We start from the raw sequence: 15,890 nt of genomic DNA on the forward strand, positions 1-15,890 counted from the left end.
GCGAAACGGTGCGGGTGTGCCGGACGTCGTCATGGGCGCCACCACGATCACGGTCGCCGCAATCGCGTCGAGCTCCATGCCCTGCCCCTGCAATCCACAGCCGGACAGCACGTAGAACGTGAAGACCGCGCATCCAGGCGCCGGACAGTATCCGCTCAGCGCATACACGCCAATGCGCGTTTGCGCCACCGGCAAACCCATCAGCAATGCCGAGCGCGGATTGCCACCGACCGCATACACATTGCACCCGAAGCGCGTGAAATGCGCGATGAAAATCGCCGCCGCGAGCGTCCCCGGCGCGATCAGCGCCGAACAGCGCGCCCATCAACAGCACGATCGGCAGGATCAACCAGACGGAGACGTGCACAGGGTCTGCGCCGCGACACTCATCGGGACCACCGTTTCCTGCGTCAGAATCCGCTTCGGCAATGTTTTGCCGGCCACCACGTCCTTGACGGCCGACATCAACTGCGGCCCGAGCAACGGACTGCATTCCTCGTCGACATTCATCTTGTCCGCCGCCATCGGCTGAATGGTGCCGAGGGCCATATCTTCGTTATGCGCATAAACTACATTTATTTTATTTCTATAAGTTTCTATAAAGGATTCCATGATCTGCTTGCCGCCGGCCAGCGTGAAGTCGCCGCTTTGCGAGGCAATGGTCATCGTGACGTAGAGGGAAGTCCAATCACATGATTCGCGCATCCCATACCCATTCTGGTATAGCGATCCGGAGAGCATCGCTCAGTCGCGCATACCCTGGTTGCGCGATCCGCTGAAAGCCGCGACGCGGGCCGGCGTCACCCAACGGAACGTCAGATTGATCCGTTCGCCGGTCACACGCGGTTCTTTCGGCACGCGGTGACGCCACTCGGCCTGGGTGTTGCCGCGCATCACGAGCAGGCTGCCGCCTTTGAGCTGATACGACTGCACAACTCCCGTCCGGTTATGGCGCAAATCGAAAGTGCGGGCGACGCCCAGACTCACGGAGGCAATCACCGGTTGTGCGCCCAGTTCGCGCTCGTGATCGGCGTGCCAACCCATGCTGTCCATGCCATTGCGGTAACGGTTGATCAGCACGCTATTGAAGCGGCACGCGCAGATTGCTTCGGCCGCGGCCTTCAATTCCGCAACCATCGGCGTCCACGGCTGCGGCACGTTGCGAATGCCGGAATACACGTAGATCGCGTCCGCTTCGCCTTGCCACGCGGTGAGACGCGGCAGCGCGACGCGGCCGCCCGGCGTGCCCATCGACTCCTGCCTCCACGCGACTTCGTCGATAAGTTGCCGCAATGCGCATTCAGCGGTGTCGGGTGCCAGCCAGTCGGGATACCAGGCGACGTCGGGCGCGGGGAGATCGTCGAACAGATCGTTCATGGGATAGCGTGAAGTGGTCTCGTTATTATGGAACGAGTTGCCGCTATCGGCCATGTTTCAGGCAGCTTCGGCAGGCGTGACGACATGCCGGTAGAATGACCTGCCTTGCCGGCAAATCCGTAGAAAACGCCGCATCAAACGCGTAACAGCTTTGGTGCGTTCGTCCGGCATCCCTTCCGCCCTCGTTCCCTCTATGCGCCGCTTATCGTTCCTGGTCCGCATCATTTGCATTGGCGTCCTGCTGCACATTTACGTCGGTTTTCGTGTCATTCCAGACCTGCCCGTCGATACCGCCATACGGTGGCTCGCGGTCCTCTGGCTCGTGCTGTCGTGCCTGCTGATTCCGCTCGGCATGCTCGCACGCACGATCGAGCGTCAGCCGCTCGGCGACCGGCTCGCCTGGGTCGGCCTGCTGGCCATGGGCTTTTTCTCCTCCTTGCTGGTGCTCACTTTCGTGCGCGACCTGGCGATGGCATCGCTGCTGACCGTCGATGCGATCTGGCCGCACGCCATCCCGCTGAGCGCCTGGCGGATGGATTCCGCCGCGGCCGTGCCGCTGCTTGCATTGCTGTCGACGGCAGTCGGCTTCTTCAATGCGCGGCGGCGAGCGCGTGTCGTGACGATCGACGTGCCGATCGACGATCTGCCGGCGGCCCTCGACGGCTTCACGATCGTGCAGATCAGCGACATCCACGTTGGGCCGACCATCAAGCGCCGCTACGTGGACGCGATCGTCGATGCCGTCAATCACCTCAAGCCCGATCTGATTGCGGTGACCGGCGACGTGGTCGACGGCAGCGTGCCGCAACTGCGCGATCACACCCGCCCGTTGTCGCGCCTGAGCGCGCGACACGGCGCGTTTCTGGTGACCGGCAATCACGAGTATTACGCCGGTGTCGACGCGTGGGTCGACGAATTCCGCCGGCTCGGCTTACATGTGCTCCTCAACGAGCACGTGGTAGTGGAACACGAAGGCGCACGCGCGATCATTGCGGGCGTCACCGACTATTCCGGCGCCCATTTCGACCCCGCGCACCGTAGTGATCCTGTTGCTGCGCTCGCCGGTGCGCCGGGCGATGTGTTGATCAAAGTCCTGCTTGCGCATCAACCGCGTTCAGCCGAAGCCGCAGCCGAAGCGGGATTCACGCTGCAGTTATCGGGACACACGCACGGTGGCCAATTCTTCCCGTGGAATTTCTTTGTGCGCTTGCAGCAGCCGTTCACGGCGGGACTGGCACGGCTCAACGGCTTGTGGGTTTATACGAGCCGCGGCACCGGTTATTGGGGCCCCCCGAAGCGGCTCGGCGCGCCTTCGGAAATCACCCGGCTACGGCTGGTGCCGGGGGAAGCAAGCTGAAATAAACGGTGAGAGAGACACGAACCGGGTTGACCGGGAAGGTGTTACTGCGCAGCAGGGGCGACAGAAATGCTCACCTGCGGAGCATAGGCCACCTCGACATGCATACCCGGTTTCATATTCACGACTTTGGCCGCGTCGCGCCCCTGAATATGGAACACGGCGCCGTCTGATCCCTTCAATTCGAGCACGCCTGAAGCGCGATCGAGCGCCACCACTTCCGCGCTCCGCGTCTGCGGGGACGGGTGAGCGCTAGCGGCGCTGCGCGTCGGGCTAACCATGGCACTTCGCATCACACGAACCTGAACCTTGCTGCCCTGGCGGATCTGGGCAAGATTGCCAGGATCGGTCACGGTGAACGAAGCCTGGCCCCCTTGTGGATCGACCACAGTGACCATATGCTTCGCCGGGTCGATGCCCTTCACGACGCCTTCGGCCTGCAGCACGCTGCTGCCTTCAAACGGTGCGGGCAACGAACCCGCCGCGGACGACACGAGTGGTGCTGCGGCAATCAGTGCGGCGGCAATCATGCCGATAGTTATCTTGTTCATGCAGTCCTCAGACGGGTATTAACCAAAAAAGAATCAGGCGGCGGCTGAACGCGCCGCGCGGCACTCCAACGGCCGGACGTGCTCACGACGGTATATATGTGAAAACACTCAGGTGCGACCGCCCGATATGCGATATGAAGTGACGCACGAACCGCACGGCTGATTCAGCGCATTGATTAGTGTGTTTTCCGGGATGGACCCTGTCAAGATTCGGAGTCCGTATTTAATTTGAGATGCGCCCGCCATTTTGAGATGCCCCGGCCCTGCCCCGACAAAACCCTCGTTGATAGCTTCGAAAAACCTTACGTCGACGGCATCCACCAGGCGGTTGACTTCGTGTCGTACCGCTGCCTAAAATCCGTCCACACGTTTTAACCGGAACCTGCATCTTGGACAGTAGTCGTTATCGATCTCCGTTTTCAACAAACGCCTGATCGGCAAGCTCGCCGCGCCAGCCTCATCCCTGCCGCCGTCTTGCCATCCAGGCAGACGGTGCGCGTCTAGTGATCCCCGTGCATCTGTGATTCGTCGCGGCAAGGTCTAAAGCCTCGCCGCACACGTAACATTCGCGTCGCGAACGAAAGTCCGCGCGCTCGTCGCGCATCGCGCCTCGCGTGGTATTACGCGATGGTGTCATGCGTGTGGTTCAAACTCGCGTGCAGCGCGCCTTCACTATTGATCCAATGACGCTTGAATTTGTCTGGCGGCTCCTCGCCGCTTTCGCCTGCGGTGTAGCAATCGGCATCGAACGGCAGATGCGGCAGCGCACCGCGGGCCTGCGCACCATCACGCTCGTCGCAAGCGGCGCGTGCCTGTTCGTCACGCTCGGCGTCCTCACCGGCAACGGCTCCGCCGGCGTCACGCAGATCGCCGCCTATGTGGTGTCCGGCGTGGGCTTCCTCGGCGGCGGCGTGATCATGCGCGACAAGGGCTCGATCCAGGGCATCAATACGGCTGCCACCTTGTGGTGTTCGGCGGCCGTCGGCGTGTTGTGCGGCGCGGGACATTTCGGCCCGGCGCTCGCCGGCACCGGTATCGTGCTGCTGACTAACACGGTGTTGCGCGAAGTCAGCCGCACAATTAATGCAACGCCGGTTTCGAACGCCGACCTCGTGCGCGAGTATGTGCTGACCGTGGTCTGCCGCGACGAGGACGAGATTCATATCCGCGCGGCGCTGTCGAACTCGATGTATTCGATGCCGCTATCGTTTCAAAGTCTGACGAGCGAGGACGTGACGGAGCAGCCCGGCCGTATGCGGGTCACGGCGACCATCAAACTGCATCCGAAGGATCAGTCCAAGCTCGAATTGATGGCAAGCCGCATCAGCATGGAAACGAGCGTTTCGAGCGTCAGCTGGATTGCCAAAGAAGCGGAACCGACGCCGGAGTAGCACGGCGGCGCCGGTTGTGGTGGACGGCCGCGCCCGCCACGCACCGGCGCCACGCGCTCAAACGCCCGGCAGCAGGGCGCTTGCCGCATACCGGCCAGTCCACGCCTTGCGCCCGGCGACGGCTTCATCTATAACAACCGTAGATGAAGCATCGGCTGGCGTCTCGCCTCGGCGAGGGTGGGGTACGCCGTATGAGTTGACGCTTCGTATGCCTGTGCAGCCCGACACCGAGAACGAAATGAAACGAGCGACTGCGCCTTGTCTGCCCTGCCTCCCCGCCATGGCCACTGCCGCCATGCGTCCCGTTCCGCGCTTTCGCCTGCCTCACTGTCTGCTCCGCCGCAAAACATTGAGACAATGTTAATTCTGTATCCCGAATATGGACTGCACCCCACCCTTCGACTAAGCTCTGTCACCGTGAATTTTTCACGCTCAACCATGGAGTCTTGATTATGGAACACGGCATCATTGCATGGCTCATCATCGGCGCAATCGCTGGCTGGCTGGCGGGTGTGCTCGTCAAGGGCGGCGGTTTCGGGTTGATCGTCGACATCATCGTCGGCATTGTCGGTGCGTTTATCGGCGGTTGGCTCTCCGGTGTCCTGCACATCTCGCTCGGCGGCGGCTGGATCGGCTCGATCATTACAGCGGTGATCGGCGCAGTGATCCTGTTGTTTATCGTCCGGCTGTTCAAGCGAGGAGCCTAGCGCTTGCCGCGTCAGGCGACTCCGGTCGCCTGACCCTGGCTGCGTCTTCGCCTTACGTTCCGTTACACGGACCATCAAGCCAGTGCGGCCGTTTCTTCCCGCATCGAGCCGGTTTCGTTCAGGCGTGTATGCCAGGTAAATGCCCGCTCCAGACGGTGCGGCGTTTGCCCTCCCTGTTTCAATGCATCCCGGTAGTAGTCGCGCAGCATGTCGCGATAGAGCGGATGCACACACTTCTCAATAATCAGCACGGCGCGTTCACGCGGCGCAAGCCCGCGCAGATCGGCGAGCCCCTGCTCCGTGACCACCACGTCCACGTCGTGCTCATTGTGATCGCAGTGCGGCACCATCGGTACCACGCTTGAAATGCGTCCGCCCTTCGCAATCGACTTCGTCGCGAAGATCGCGCACGACGCATTGCGCGCGAAATCGCCGGATCCGCCGATGCCGTTCATCATGTGCGTCCCACCCACATGAGTCGAATTGACGTTGCCGTAGATATCGAATTCGAGCGCGGTATTCAGCGCAATCAAGCCCAAGCGGCGAATGACTTCGGGGTGGTTGCTGACCTCTTGCGGGCGCAGCACGAGACGGTCGCGATAGCGATCCAGGTTGCCGAACACCTGCGCGTGCCGTGCGGCCGAGAGCGTAATCGAGGCGCCCGATGCAAACGTGACCTTATCTGCATCCATCAGGTCGAAGGTCGAGTCTTGCAGCACTTCCGAATAGATTTCAAACGCTTCGAAGGGCGACTTGACGAAGCCGGCCAGCACCGCGTTGGCAATCGTGCCGATGCCGGCCTGCAGCGGCGGCAAGCGCGCCGGCATGCGTCCGCGAGACACTTCGTGCTGCAGAAATTCGATCAGATGGCCGGCGATCTGCTCGGTCTCTTCATCGGCGGGCAGCACGGTCGACGCGCTGTCCGCCATATTCGTGATAACGATAGCGGCGATTTTCTCAGGCGGAATCTCGATGACCGGCCTGCCGACCCGATCACGCGGATGGACGATCGGCAACGGCTCACGGTTCGGCCGGCGGCCGGGAATCCAGATGTCGTGCAGACCTTCGAGCGCCAGCGGTTGCGCGAGGTTGATCTCGACAATCACCTTGTCGGCCAGGATCGCGAAGCTTGCCGAGTTGCCCACTGAGGTGGTGGGCACGATGCCGCCGGTTTCGGTAATCGCAACGGCCTCGATGATCGCGACATCCAGTTTGCCGAGCTGGTTGGCGCGCAACATCTCAACCGTTTCGGACAGGTGCTGGTCGACAAACATCACTTCGCCGCGATTGATAGCATCACGTAAGGTTTTGTCCACCTGAAAAGGCAAGCGGCGGGCCAGCACGCCCGCTTCGGTCAGCGTCCGGTCCACGTCGTGGCCGAGCGAGGCGCCCGTCATCAACGTAATGCGCAGCGGTTTGCCTTCCTGACGGGCCCGCTCGGCCAGTGCAACGGGCACGGCCTTCGCGTCGCCCGCGCGCGTGAAGCCGCTGGCGCCGACGCGCATGCCATCGTGAATCAGCGCTGCCGCAGCAGCGGCCGAGGTGACTTTGCCGCGCACCGCGGCACAACGAATCCGGTCTTCGTACATGCTACTCAGTCTCTCCATAATCAACCCTCCAGCCTACCGATGCGCACGTCTTCCGCGTGCGTGAATCAGGAGTCAGGTTGTCGCGCCCCGCAGCGGTGTCTCATGACGTAAGACATCGCTGCGGGGCATGCATCGCACTACTGATCAGCGAAAGCTGACGGCTTTTCCTAGCTGCCGAAGAACAGATTGCAGAAACTCACCGGCCCGACACAGTCTTCGGCCTTTTTTGCCGGCGCGGCAAGGCGGCCATGCTGGGCGGCGCCGCTCGCGGACGGCTCGTGGCTTCGCTCCTGGGTTTGCGCAAGCTGCTGCTGTCCGTCGGCGGCGGGGGCGGGGGCGGCGGTTTGTGCATGGGCCACGGCGGCTACAGCAGACAAGGAACAGGCAAGCAGGACTGTTTTCAACGCTTTCATTCTATTTTCTCCGGTACTGACGATTACGCCCTGCAAGAAGTCCCCTTGGGAATGGCGAGGGCGTGATCAAAACTATATGGCCAGCATGTACACGGATAAACGGCCTTGCCTGGAAAGCATCTTTCCATCTGGCAGAAGGATTGAAGCCGCGCCTCGCTCAACGCGCATTAAACGGCGCGTCTTTATCGAGCAAGGCGGTACGAATGAAATGCAGGCAGCCGAGCATGCGCTGCAGGTCATGCCGACGCTCGCGATCCGCGTGAACGGTTTCGAGGACCGCCTGCACGGTCCCGATCGTCTCGCGCATCGACGTCAGCACGCGCTCGAGACGGCGCGGCGTGGGCTGCTCGAACAGCGCCGCGATAGCGTCGTTCATCTGCTCCAGGCAAGTACTCCAGCGCGGATGCAAGCCCTCCGCGTAGGCTGCGTGAGCCGCTTCGTTGCGCAAGTCGATCACCGCATGTCCTACTTCCACGGTCATGAGCATCCAGCGCAAGGCGTCGCGATGCTCGCGCGAGGGCTTCGTCAGCAGGACGCGGAGTTGCGCCATCAGATCGTGAGTACTCGATTGAAAATATTGATTCAACCCGCGTAATTCACCCTTGCAGGCGAGTACCACCTGAGATCGCAGACTGCCTTTGATCTTGCCGGTCAGCCATGGCATGTGCGCGGGGAAAATCACAGCAAACGCCAGCGCAGCAACCAGCATTGCCGCGACGATGGCCATGCCGTTGTTGATCAGAAGATCGGGCTGGTAGACCACCACGTTATCCGGCCCGGCCAGCAAGCAGAAGAACACCGAAAAGCCCACGCCGTAGCCAGAGATGCCGGGGCGCATCGCGACGAAGGCGCCGAATGCCAGCACGGGCGCGAGCGTCGCGCAAAGCAGCGGGAAGCCGTCGATGTTCGGGTACACATAGCAGGTGAACAGGTAGCCCACCATCGTGGCGAAGACAGCACCGACGGCCATCTGCAGCGTTAGCTTCGACGCATTGGGCGCGGTCGAGGTCAAGGCACACGCAAGCGCCGCGCCGATGACGGCAAGGCCGCCGCTTGGCCAGTCGGTTTCGATCCAGAAACACCCGACAATCGCCATCACCACCACCGTGCGCAGAAAAGTGAGCCCGACCACGACACCGTTCGTTTTGCTGACGTAGCGGACGGTCTGCCGCTCCTTTTCAGGCTTGCGGTGTTCGAGCGAGGCATAGGTCTCCGTATAGCGGATGAGCTCCTCCACGAAGCGATAGAGCAGCTCGGCCGAGGTATCGAAGTCGGCCAGCAGGTCCGGCGCCGATGGCTCCAGCAGCCGGCGAGTCTGCCGCACGCTGCGCGGCAGCACGGACTGAAAGATCCGCAACTCGACGGCCGCGCGAACGGCATGCGAAGCGTCGGCGGTCTGCGCGTTCTGGCGAATCAACAGGGCCGATAGCGCTTCGAAATACGGCAGGGTTGCGTCGACAACCGCACTCGCGCCGCTTGCCCGCAACCGCTTGAGCAGTTGATGCAAGGCATGCAGGCGAGCGCAGGCGTCCATGAACTCGCTGTTCAGGCGCGCCAGACGTCCGCTGCGGGAGCGCATGCCCGGGTCCTCGAACGCAGCGAAGGTGCGGGTCGCCTCGAAGCCCACAATTTCATCGACGAGGTCGGCAAAACGCCCCTCGAAGACACCCCGCTCGACCTTGCCGCTGAGCACCTGCGCAGCGAACGCAGTAAAATCGAGATACCTGTTGCGCAGCGTGCGCTGCAGCGCGAGTGCCGACCTTTGGGGCATGATCAAGGCGCTGACTGCGCTCGAACACACAATGCCGACCGCGACCTCCGCGGCGCGCGTGAGCGCTGCGAGAAACAGGCTGTTGGGCTCTGTCACCGCCGGTATGCCGATCAGGGCGGCGGTGTAACCCGCCAGCACGAAGCCGTACCACCGAAAATGCCGATACCGGACCGCCGCAGCAGTGCAGGCACCCACCCAGCATGTCAGTCCGAGCAGGTAGAGCTCGGGCTGCTGCACGAAGACCGCGCCCAGCACCAGCGCGGCGATCGCCCCCACCGCCGTCCCGATGATCCGATAAAAGCTTTTGGCAAGCACCATGCCGCTGAACGGCTGCATCAGCACGAACACGGTTGTCATGGCGGTGCGCGGTTGCTGCAGATCCAGCAGCATCGCGATGCCGAGCGCGAGCAGCGCCGCGGTGACCGTCTTGAACAGATGAAGCCAGACGAGGCCATCGCCCGTCGCCCAGTCACGGACGGCCGCGGCGGTCGCACGCAGCACCGGGGGCCATCCGCCGCGAGGGTCGGACGTTTGCTGGATCAGATGCTGGCGTTTCATGAAAGCAAAACCGCGCCCCGGACTGTCATGCGGACTGGAGAGAGCGCCGGGCACGGCAATGCGCGCTCCGGCTGGCAAGGGCCCGATTGTAGGAGCCCAGGAGACGCGCATTAATGGCACGAGTCGGGAACGTCCATTCCAGATCGAACAACAATCGCGTTGCGCGACAGGAGGACAATATCGGCTCTCTCTCAAAAATGTCGAACCAGAAGGACTGATGGATACGCTACAAAATATGCGGGTGTTCGCGCGCGTGGTGGAGGCCGGCAGCTTCACCGCCGCCGCGCAGTCGCTCAATTCGACGACAGGCGCCATGTCGCGCGCGGTCTCGGAGCTCGAAGCCCATCTGCGCACCCGTCTGATGAACCGCTCGACCCGGCGCCTCGCGCTCACGACCGCCGGCGAACGCTATCTGAAGCGCTGCCGGCAGATTCTCGCGGACGTCGATACCGCGGAGGAGGAAGCCAGTTGCGCGCATGAGCGCCCTACCGGCGCGCTGCGCATGCACAGCTTCGCCAGCATCGGACAGCATTACGTGCTGCCGGCGATTTCGCGCTATCGCACGCTCTATCCGGAGGTCACCGTCGAGCTGACGCTGTCGCAACGCATGCCGGATCTGTACGAAGGTAGCAGCGACGTGTCGGTGGTCACGGCCTCGAGCTTGCCGAATTCGGATCTCGTGTCACTGTTACTGGGCTCTACGTTCAACATCCTGTGTGCATCGCCGGCCTATCTGCGTGCCCGCGGAGCACCGAAAGAACCGCGCGATCTGGCGCATCACGAATGTCTGATCCTGCAAACGCCCGCCTTTCCTGCCAACGATTGGCTGCTCGAAGGCCCCCACGGCAGTGAGTTGATGGAAGTCAGCGGGTCGGTACAGGTGAATATCGCGGAGTCGCTGGTGGTGGCGATCCGCGAAGGCATGGGGATCGGCACGCTGCCGCTCTATGCGGCAATCGACGGGCTGCGCGACGGGTCCATGGTACGGGTTCTACCGGCGCACACGCTGCAGAAGACGAGCATTTACGCGCTCTATCCTTCGCGCAAGTTCATCGACGCGAAGACTCGCACGTGGGTCGAATTCCTTCGCACGCATATGCCGAAGGTCATCGCCCGCGATGAGGCGTTGCTCGCCGAAGTGGGACAGACCGATCCGCGCGACGGCCTTTTGCCCGTGCGCGGCGAACCGGCCGTCGCGCTGGATCAACCGTTCGAGCATTGAGGTTCTGCGGAGGCGGGATACGCGCTACTGAGCGTGCCTCGCGCCCATTTTGCATCGCAAGTTGACTCTCTTCGTGCTGAAGGCGCATATGCTTATTCCAGAATGAGCTTTGCGCCGGACCTAAACCAACTAAAGTTCAAGATGGCTGGTTGTGCCGCCCCGATTCGCAATTCAAACCGATACGGAGCAACACCATGGGTATCTGGAAGCCGGACCCGAGCTTTTACCCGTCGCCGCGGCTTGCCGCGCAGGCGCCGCCCGAAAAGCTCGCTTATGTGGCCGCGTTCGATCCCGATCGCACACGACCCGATGGGATCGCCGTGGTCGACGTCGACCCTGCATCCCCGGCCTATGCACGCATCGTCGGTAATGTGTCGATGCCGCACACCGGCGACGAACTGCATCACTTCGGCTGGAACGCCTGCTCCTCATGTCTTTGCCCCAACGCGCCGCATCCGCATATTGAGCGGCGTTACCTCGTCGTGCCGGGACTACGCTCCTCACGCATCTATATCCTCGATACGAAAGCCGATCCGCTGAATCCCACCATCGCCAAGGTGATCGAGCCGGAGACGATTGCGAGCCGCACCGGTTATACGCGTCCGCATACGGTGCATTGCGGACCAGGCGGCATCTACGTGACCGCGCTCGGGAGTGCCGACGGTGGCGCGCCCGGCGGGATTTTCCTGCTGGATCCCGAGAGCTTCGAGCCGCTCGGGCGCTGGGAGGTCGACCGTGGCCCGCAGCAACTCGCTTACGACGGCTGGTGGCATCTGGGCTACGACACACTCGTAACCAGTGAATGGGGCACGCCCGATACCTTCGAAAACGGCCTGATTCCGGAAGTGCTTTTAGGTGCACGGTACGGCCGCCGTCTGCATTTCTGGGATTTCACGCGCCGCAAGCATCTGCAGGAGATCGACTTCGGGCCAGAATATCAGCTCGTATTCGAACTGCGCCCGGCCCACGACCCGACCAAAGCGTATGGTTTCGTCAATTGCGTGATCAGCCTGAAGGATCTGTCGTCGTCCATCTGGATTTGGTATCGCGACAAGAACGCGTGGGCAGTGCGCAAGATCATCGACATTCCAGCCGAGGCAGCCGATCCCACCTTGCTGCCGCCGATACTCAAATCATTCGGCGCCGTGCCGCCGCTCGTGACCGACATCGATCTGTCGATGGACGACCGGTTTCTGTATGTGTCCTGCTGGGGCACCGGCGATCTGCTGCAATACGATGTGTCCGATCCATTCACGCCTAGACTGGTCGGGAAAGTGAGGATCGGCGGCATCGTCTCGCGCTCGACGCACCCGGGCGCATCGAACGGCGCCTTGAACGGTGGTCCGCAGATGGTCGAGGTCAGCCGCGACGGCAAGCGCGTCTATTTCACGAACTCGCTTTACGGTGCGGTCGATCAGCAGTTCTATCCCGAGGGCATTGACGGCTGGATGGTGAAGCTGGATGCCGGACCAGACGGTGGCCTCGCCTTCGACGAGAAGTTTTTCCTGGCTTGGCCCGAGGGTCATCGACCCCATCAGATTCGTCTGCAAGGCGGCGACTGTTCATCCGATTCGTATTGCTATCCCTGAGCGCGATGAATCTGCCGACCTCCTCATGGTGGACATGGCTCGCGGTTGCCGCGCTCGGCACGTTTCACGGTCTGAACCCGGCGATGGGATGGTTGTTCGCGGTTGCACTCGGCCTCTATCGACGCAGTCGACGGGTGGTTTTGCTGTCGCTGATCCCAATTGCGTTTGGCCATGCCGTTGCCGCCGGCAGCATGTTGATGGCAGGACTGTCTCTGGGGATGGTGATCGACCATACCGTGTTGAATCGCGTGTGTGGGACGTTACTGATTGGCTGGGCGGCGTGGCATGCGCTGCGCGGTCATCGGATGCGGCCGTTGGTCGGAATGCAGACGGGCTTAGCCGGTTTGGCGGTTTGGTCGTTCGTGGTGGCCGGCTCACATGGCGCCGGTCTGATGTTGATTCCGGCGTTGATGCCGATGTGCGGTGCGCTGTCTAATGCAACCGGGATAGGTTCTACCGCGACGATCGCCACGGTCGCCCTGTTCGTGCACACCGCAGCAATGCTGTTGACGACGGGGGTGATCGCGCTCGCCGTTTACGATCACTTCGGGGTCGCGGGGTTGCGCACCAAGTGGCTTAACTTCGATCTGCTCTGGAGCGGTACGCTCGCGACCTGCGGGGCCATACAGCTGGCTCTGTGAGGAATGCCATTTTTAGGGTGTTTAATGGTAAGCGCCCGGCGATCCCAGGGGTTCGGCAGCCGACGTCAGCCTACTGTTGAAGCTGAGGCTGCCAGAGATGTGGCAACAGCTCATCGAGGCGGCTAGCGGGCTGTGTAGGGAGCCGTGTCAGGACGTCTTTCAGATAGACATAGGGGTCGTGCCCATTAAGCTTAGCCGACTGAATGAGACTCATCACTGCAGCCTGACGCCGGCCCGCTCGAGCTGAACCCGCGAAGAGCCAGTTCCCCCTGCTAACGGCAATCGGCCTTATTTGATTCTCGCACCAGTTGTTATCAACGGGAAGCTGCGGATCATCGAGGTATCGGGTGAGCGCTGCCCACCGCCGCAGACTGTAGTCGAGCGCCTTCGCTATGGACGAACCTTCGTTCACGCGCGCACGCTGCAGAACCATCCAGGCGTGCAGCGCTTCGGCTACGGGGCGCGCACATCGTTGGCGAAGTTCTAATCGATTTTCGGAGGAGAGATCACGCGCTTCGCGCTCGACATCGTACAGCTGGCTGATGTAGCGCAACGCATCTTCGGCGATCTGGCTTCGACTGGCGACATGCAAGTCATAGAACTTACGGCGCGCGTGGGCAAGGCAACCAACTTCAGTCACGCCCTGGGCGAACAGCTGCTTGTAGCCCGCGAAGTCATCGCACACCAAGTGGCCGCGCCATGGATCGAGGAAGGCTCGCGCATGCTCGCCAGCGCGGCTCTCAGCGAAGTCGTAGACGACCGCCTTCATCTGTTCGAATGCCCCGGGGCAATAAGTCCAGAGATAAGCGCGGTGCGTCTTCCCCTTTCCCGGACTGAGCATCGAGATTGGTGTCTCGTCAGCGTGCAGCACGCGATGCTTCAGGATCTTCTCTTTCAGCGCGTCAACTAACGGCTGCAGTTGAACGCCACACATGCCAACCCATTGGCCCAGTGTCGATTGGGGAATTGCCAAGCCGGCGCGCGCGAAGATGCGTTCTTGTCTGTACAACGGAAGGTGATCACCGTGTTTGGAAACAAGCACGTGGGCCAGCAGGCCGGCAGTCGGAATGCCCTTATCAATGACATGCGCTGGCACCGGAGCTTGGGTCAGGGTCTCGCAGTGGCCGCACACCCATTTGCCACGAACGTGACGCTCGACGGTGAACACGCCTGGCGTGTAATCGAGCTTCTCGCTGATGTCCTCGCCAATCCGCCTGAGTTCGCATCCGCAGCCGCAGAGGGTCGACTGCGGCTCATGATGAACATTGACACGCGGAAGGTTTGCCGGAAGCGGCGTTCGGCGCGGTTTGTTCGGCGCGTCTTTCGTCATGTGCTGCGGGGACAGCCTCTCTAACTCGAGTTCGATGGCGGCCAAGTCGGAATCGATTGTTTCATCGAGCAGGCTTTGCTGCTCGTGACCGAGCTTCTCGCTTCGGGCGGCAAACTTCCAGCGCTTAAGTACGGCCATCTCGTGCGTGAGCTGCGCGAGCTTCGCGTCGCTGAATCGTAGTGCTGCTTCCGTGCGATCGACGATGTGTTGTTGCGCCTGAACTTCGGACATCAATTCCAGGGCGAGTGCGCGCAGTTCATCTGCGTTCATGTCCTGGAGTTGTGCCTTATCGATCATGACCAATAGTGTGCCAAAGCCCTTGCGACAAGGGTATTGGCACACGCACCGATTGTCGCGGGCCGGCTTACACGACGCGAATTACGCCGTCTTGGCCGATACGTTGCCACGGCAATCCGAGCACCAGTCCAGCCAGTTGCTCCTGCGTGATCGCCCGACGCGTGTCGGTTCCGGGCTGCGGCCAGACGAACTGGCCCTGGTTCAGCCGCCTCGCTGCTAGCCAGATTCCGATTCCGTCGTGGACAAGCACCTTCAAGCGGTTAGCTCGGCGGTTCGTGAAGAGATAAGCGTGGTGAGGATGCGCAGCGTCGAATACGGCGACTACCCGCGCGAGCACCGTGTCGAACCCTGCACGCATGTCCAGCGGGTCAACAGCGAGCCACGCCTCGTCGATGCGGATCATTTCAGCCACTCGCGTAACCACGCTGCGCACTGGGCCGCGTCTGATGTCGGCCAACTGACCGTGATTGATTGTTGGCTGCGGCGCACCTCGACGCGTATTTCCCTTTGATGATCATTTGCGCCGCTCAGTTGAAGGGGAACGAAAGCAGGTGGTATGGGCGCCGCCGCTGACGGCTTCATTGCCACGACGTCACTGCCCGTCGTCGTTGCGCCGCTCTCGGCTTTCTCTAACCAACGCCGCAGCAAGTTGGCGTTCAGTTTATGCATCAACGCAATCGCGGCAACCGACACACCGGGTCCTTGGCAGGCAGCCACTACTTCCGCTTTGAATTCATCCGTGTATCGCCGCCGTTTGCGGCGCCCCGAGGGTGCATCTTGGTCAATAGTGTTCACGTGTCCACCTATTCGTTAAGTGGACACGATGCTCCCAAGGCTGCTGCGTCGATTCAAGATGCCATCACCGGGCGCTTACGTTTAATGGGCGAGTGCCGTGGTTTTTTGCTACCTGTTTTCTGGCCGCGTAAACGCAGAAACCCCACCTTTTGGGGGTGGGGTTTCTGTTTGCTGCAGGGGAGCCTGACGATTACCTACTTTCACACGGGTAATCCGCACTATCATCGGCGTGGAGTCGTTTCACGGTCCTGTTCGGGATGGGAAGGGGTGGTACCGACACGCTATGGTCATCAGGCATGACT

14 protein-coding genes, 1 rRNA gene and 2 pseudogenes are annotated in these 15,890 nt (G+C 61.7%); 6 read left to right on the forward strand and 11 right to left on the reverse strand.

The window, feature by feature from the left end:
• Positions 1 to 45: 45 nt before the first annotated feature.
• The 3 genes and pseudogenes from FQ755_RS15475 to FQ755_RS15485 all read right to left on the reverse strand — a co-directional run.
• A pseudogene (locus FQ755_RS15475) lies at positions 46 to 309 on the reverse strand (ABC transporter permease subunit); the annotation flags it as partial.
• 36 nt (positions 310 to 345) lie between these two features.
• Positions 346 to 660: pseudogene (locus FQ755_RS15480) on the reverse strand (LacI family transcriptional regulator); the annotation flags it as partial.
• Between the two features lie 84 nt (positions 661 to 744).
• The gene (locus tag FQ755_RS15485; RefSeq protein ID WP_144155658.1) at positions 745 to 1,377 is read right to left on the reverse strand and encodes an alpha-ketoglutarate-dependent dioxygenase AlkB family protein; all 633 of its coding nucleotides are present in this window, start codon (positions 1,375 to 1,377) and stop codon (positions 745 to 747) included.
• A gap of 193 nt (positions 1,378 to 1,570) precedes the next feature.
• Here FQ755_RS15485 and FQ755_RS15490 point away from each other — a divergent pair, with 193 nt between their 5' ends.
• The gene (locus FQ755_RS15490) at positions 1,571 to 2,734 is read left to right on the forward strand and encodes a metallophosphoesterase (protein ID WP_144155661.1); all 1,164 of its coding nucleotides are present in this window, start codon (positions 1,571 to 1,573) and stop codon (positions 2,732 to 2,734) included.
• Between the two features lie 44 nt (positions 2,735 to 2,778).
• Here FQ755_RS15490 and FQ755_RS15495 read toward each other — a convergent pair whose 3' ends face one another.
• Positions 2,779 to 3,285, reverse strand: coding sequence for a hypothetical protein (locus FQ755_RS15495; RefSeq protein WP_144155664.1), 507 nt, complete (start codon positions 3,283 to 3,285; stop codon positions 2,779 to 2,781).
• A gap of 683 nt (positions 3,286 to 3,968) precedes the next feature.
• Between FQ755_RS15495 and FQ755_RS15500 the strand changes: the two genes are divergently transcribed.
• Positions 3,969 to 4,676: an MgtC/SapB family protein gene (locus tag FQ755_RS15500; protein WP_144155667.1), complete on the forward strand. Its 708-nt coding sequence runs from the start codon at positions 3,969 to 3,971 to the stop codon at positions 4,674 to 4,676.
• A gap of 452 nt (positions 4,677 to 5,128) precedes the next feature.
• Positions 5,129 to 5,383, forward strand: a complete 255-nt coding sequence (locus FQ755_RS15505) for a GlsB/YeaQ/YmgE family stress response membrane protein (RefSeq protein ID WP_074295822.1) — start codon at positions 5,129 to 5,131, stop codon at positions 5,381 to 5,383.
• Positions 5,384 to 5,457: 74 nt separating this feature from the next.
• On the opposite strand, the gene FQ755_RS15510 is transcribed toward FQ755_RS15505, so the two are convergent.
• The 3 genes from FQ755_RS15510 to FQ755_RS15520 form a co-directional block, all read right to left on the reverse strand.
• Positions 5,458 to 6,972, reverse strand: a complete 1,515-nt coding sequence (locus FQ755_RS15510; RefSeq protein WP_144155718.1) for an acetyl-CoA hydrolase/transferase family protein — start codon at positions 6,970 to 6,972, stop codon at positions 5,458 to 5,460.
• A 167-nt stretch (positions 6,973 to 7,139) separates the two neighbouring features.
• Complete coding sequence (locus FQ755_RS15515; protein WP_144155670.1) at positions 7,140 to 7,385, reverse strand: hypothetical protein; 246 nt, start codon at positions 7,383 to 7,385, stop codon at positions 7,140 to 7,142.
• A 157-nt stretch (positions 7,386 to 7,542) separates the two neighbouring features.
• A complete protein-coding gene (locus FQ755_RS15520; protein WP_144155672.1) occupies positions 7,543 to 9,714 on the reverse strand; it encodes an FUSC family protein in 2,172 nt (723 codons plus the stop codon).
• A gap of 217 nt (positions 9,715 to 9,931) precedes the next feature.
• Here FQ755_RS15520 and FQ755_RS15525 point away from each other — a divergent pair, with 217 nt between their 5' ends.
• The 3 genes from FQ755_RS15525 to FQ755_RS15535 all read left to right on the forward strand — a co-directional run bounded on the left by FQ755_RS15525 (position 9,932) and on the right by FQ755_RS15535 (position 13,166).
• The gene (locus FQ755_RS15525) at positions 9,932 to 10,936 is read left to right on the forward strand and encodes a LysR family transcriptional regulator (RefSeq protein WP_144155675.1); all 1,005 of its coding nucleotides are present in this window, start codon (positions 9,932 to 9,934) and stop codon (positions 10,934 to 10,936) included.
• A gap of 194 nt (positions 10,937 to 11,130) precedes the next feature.
• Positions 11,131 to 12,525: a selenium-binding protein SBP56-related protein gene (locus tag FQ755_RS15530; protein WP_144155678.1), complete on the forward strand. Its 1,395-nt coding sequence runs from the start codon at positions 11,131 to 11,133 to the stop codon at positions 12,523 to 12,525.
• 5 nt (positions 12,526 to 12,530) lie between these two features.
• Entirely contained in the window at positions 12,531 to 13,166 is a 636-nt protein-coding gene (locus FQ755_RS15535) for a hypothetical protein (RefSeq protein ID WP_144155681.1), read from the forward strand.
• A gap of 70 nt (positions 13,167 to 13,236) precedes the next feature.
• On the opposite strand, the gene tnpC is transcribed toward FQ755_RS15535, so the two are convergent.
• From tnpC to rrf, 4 genes are all read right to left on the reverse strand, one after another.
• Positions 13,237 to 14,793, reverse strand: a complete 1,557-nt coding sequence (gene tnpC / locus FQ755_RS15540) for an IS66 family transposase (RefSeq protein WP_144155683.1) — start codon at positions 14,791 to 14,793, stop codon at positions 13,237 to 13,239.
• A gap of 67 nt (positions 14,794 to 14,860) precedes the next feature.
• Positions 14,861 to 15,196, reverse strand: coding sequence for an IS66 family insertion sequence element accessory protein TnpB (tnpB, locus tag FQ755_RS15545; RefSeq protein WP_144155685.1), 336 nt, complete (start codon positions 15,194 to 15,196; stop codon positions 14,861 to 14,863).
• A complete protein-coding gene (gene tnpA / locus FQ755_RS15550; protein ID WP_260858609.1) occupies positions 15,193 to 15,588 on the reverse strand; it encodes an IS66-like element accessory protein TnpA in 396 nt (131 codons plus the stop codon). Before tnpA ends, tnpB begins: the two co-directional genes overlap by 4 nt.
• Positions 15,589 to 15,769: 181 nt before the next feature.
• A 5S ribosomal RNA gene (rrf, locus tag FQ755_RS15555) occupies positions 15,770 to 15,883 on the reverse strand.
• Positions 15,884 to 15,890: the final 7 nt, after the last annotated feature.

The organism is Paraburkholderia sp. BCC1885, from assembly GCF_900996235.1.
Classification (GTDB): domain Bacteria; phylum Pseudomonadota; class Gammaproteobacteria; order Burkholderiales; family Burkholderiaceae; genus Paraburkholderia.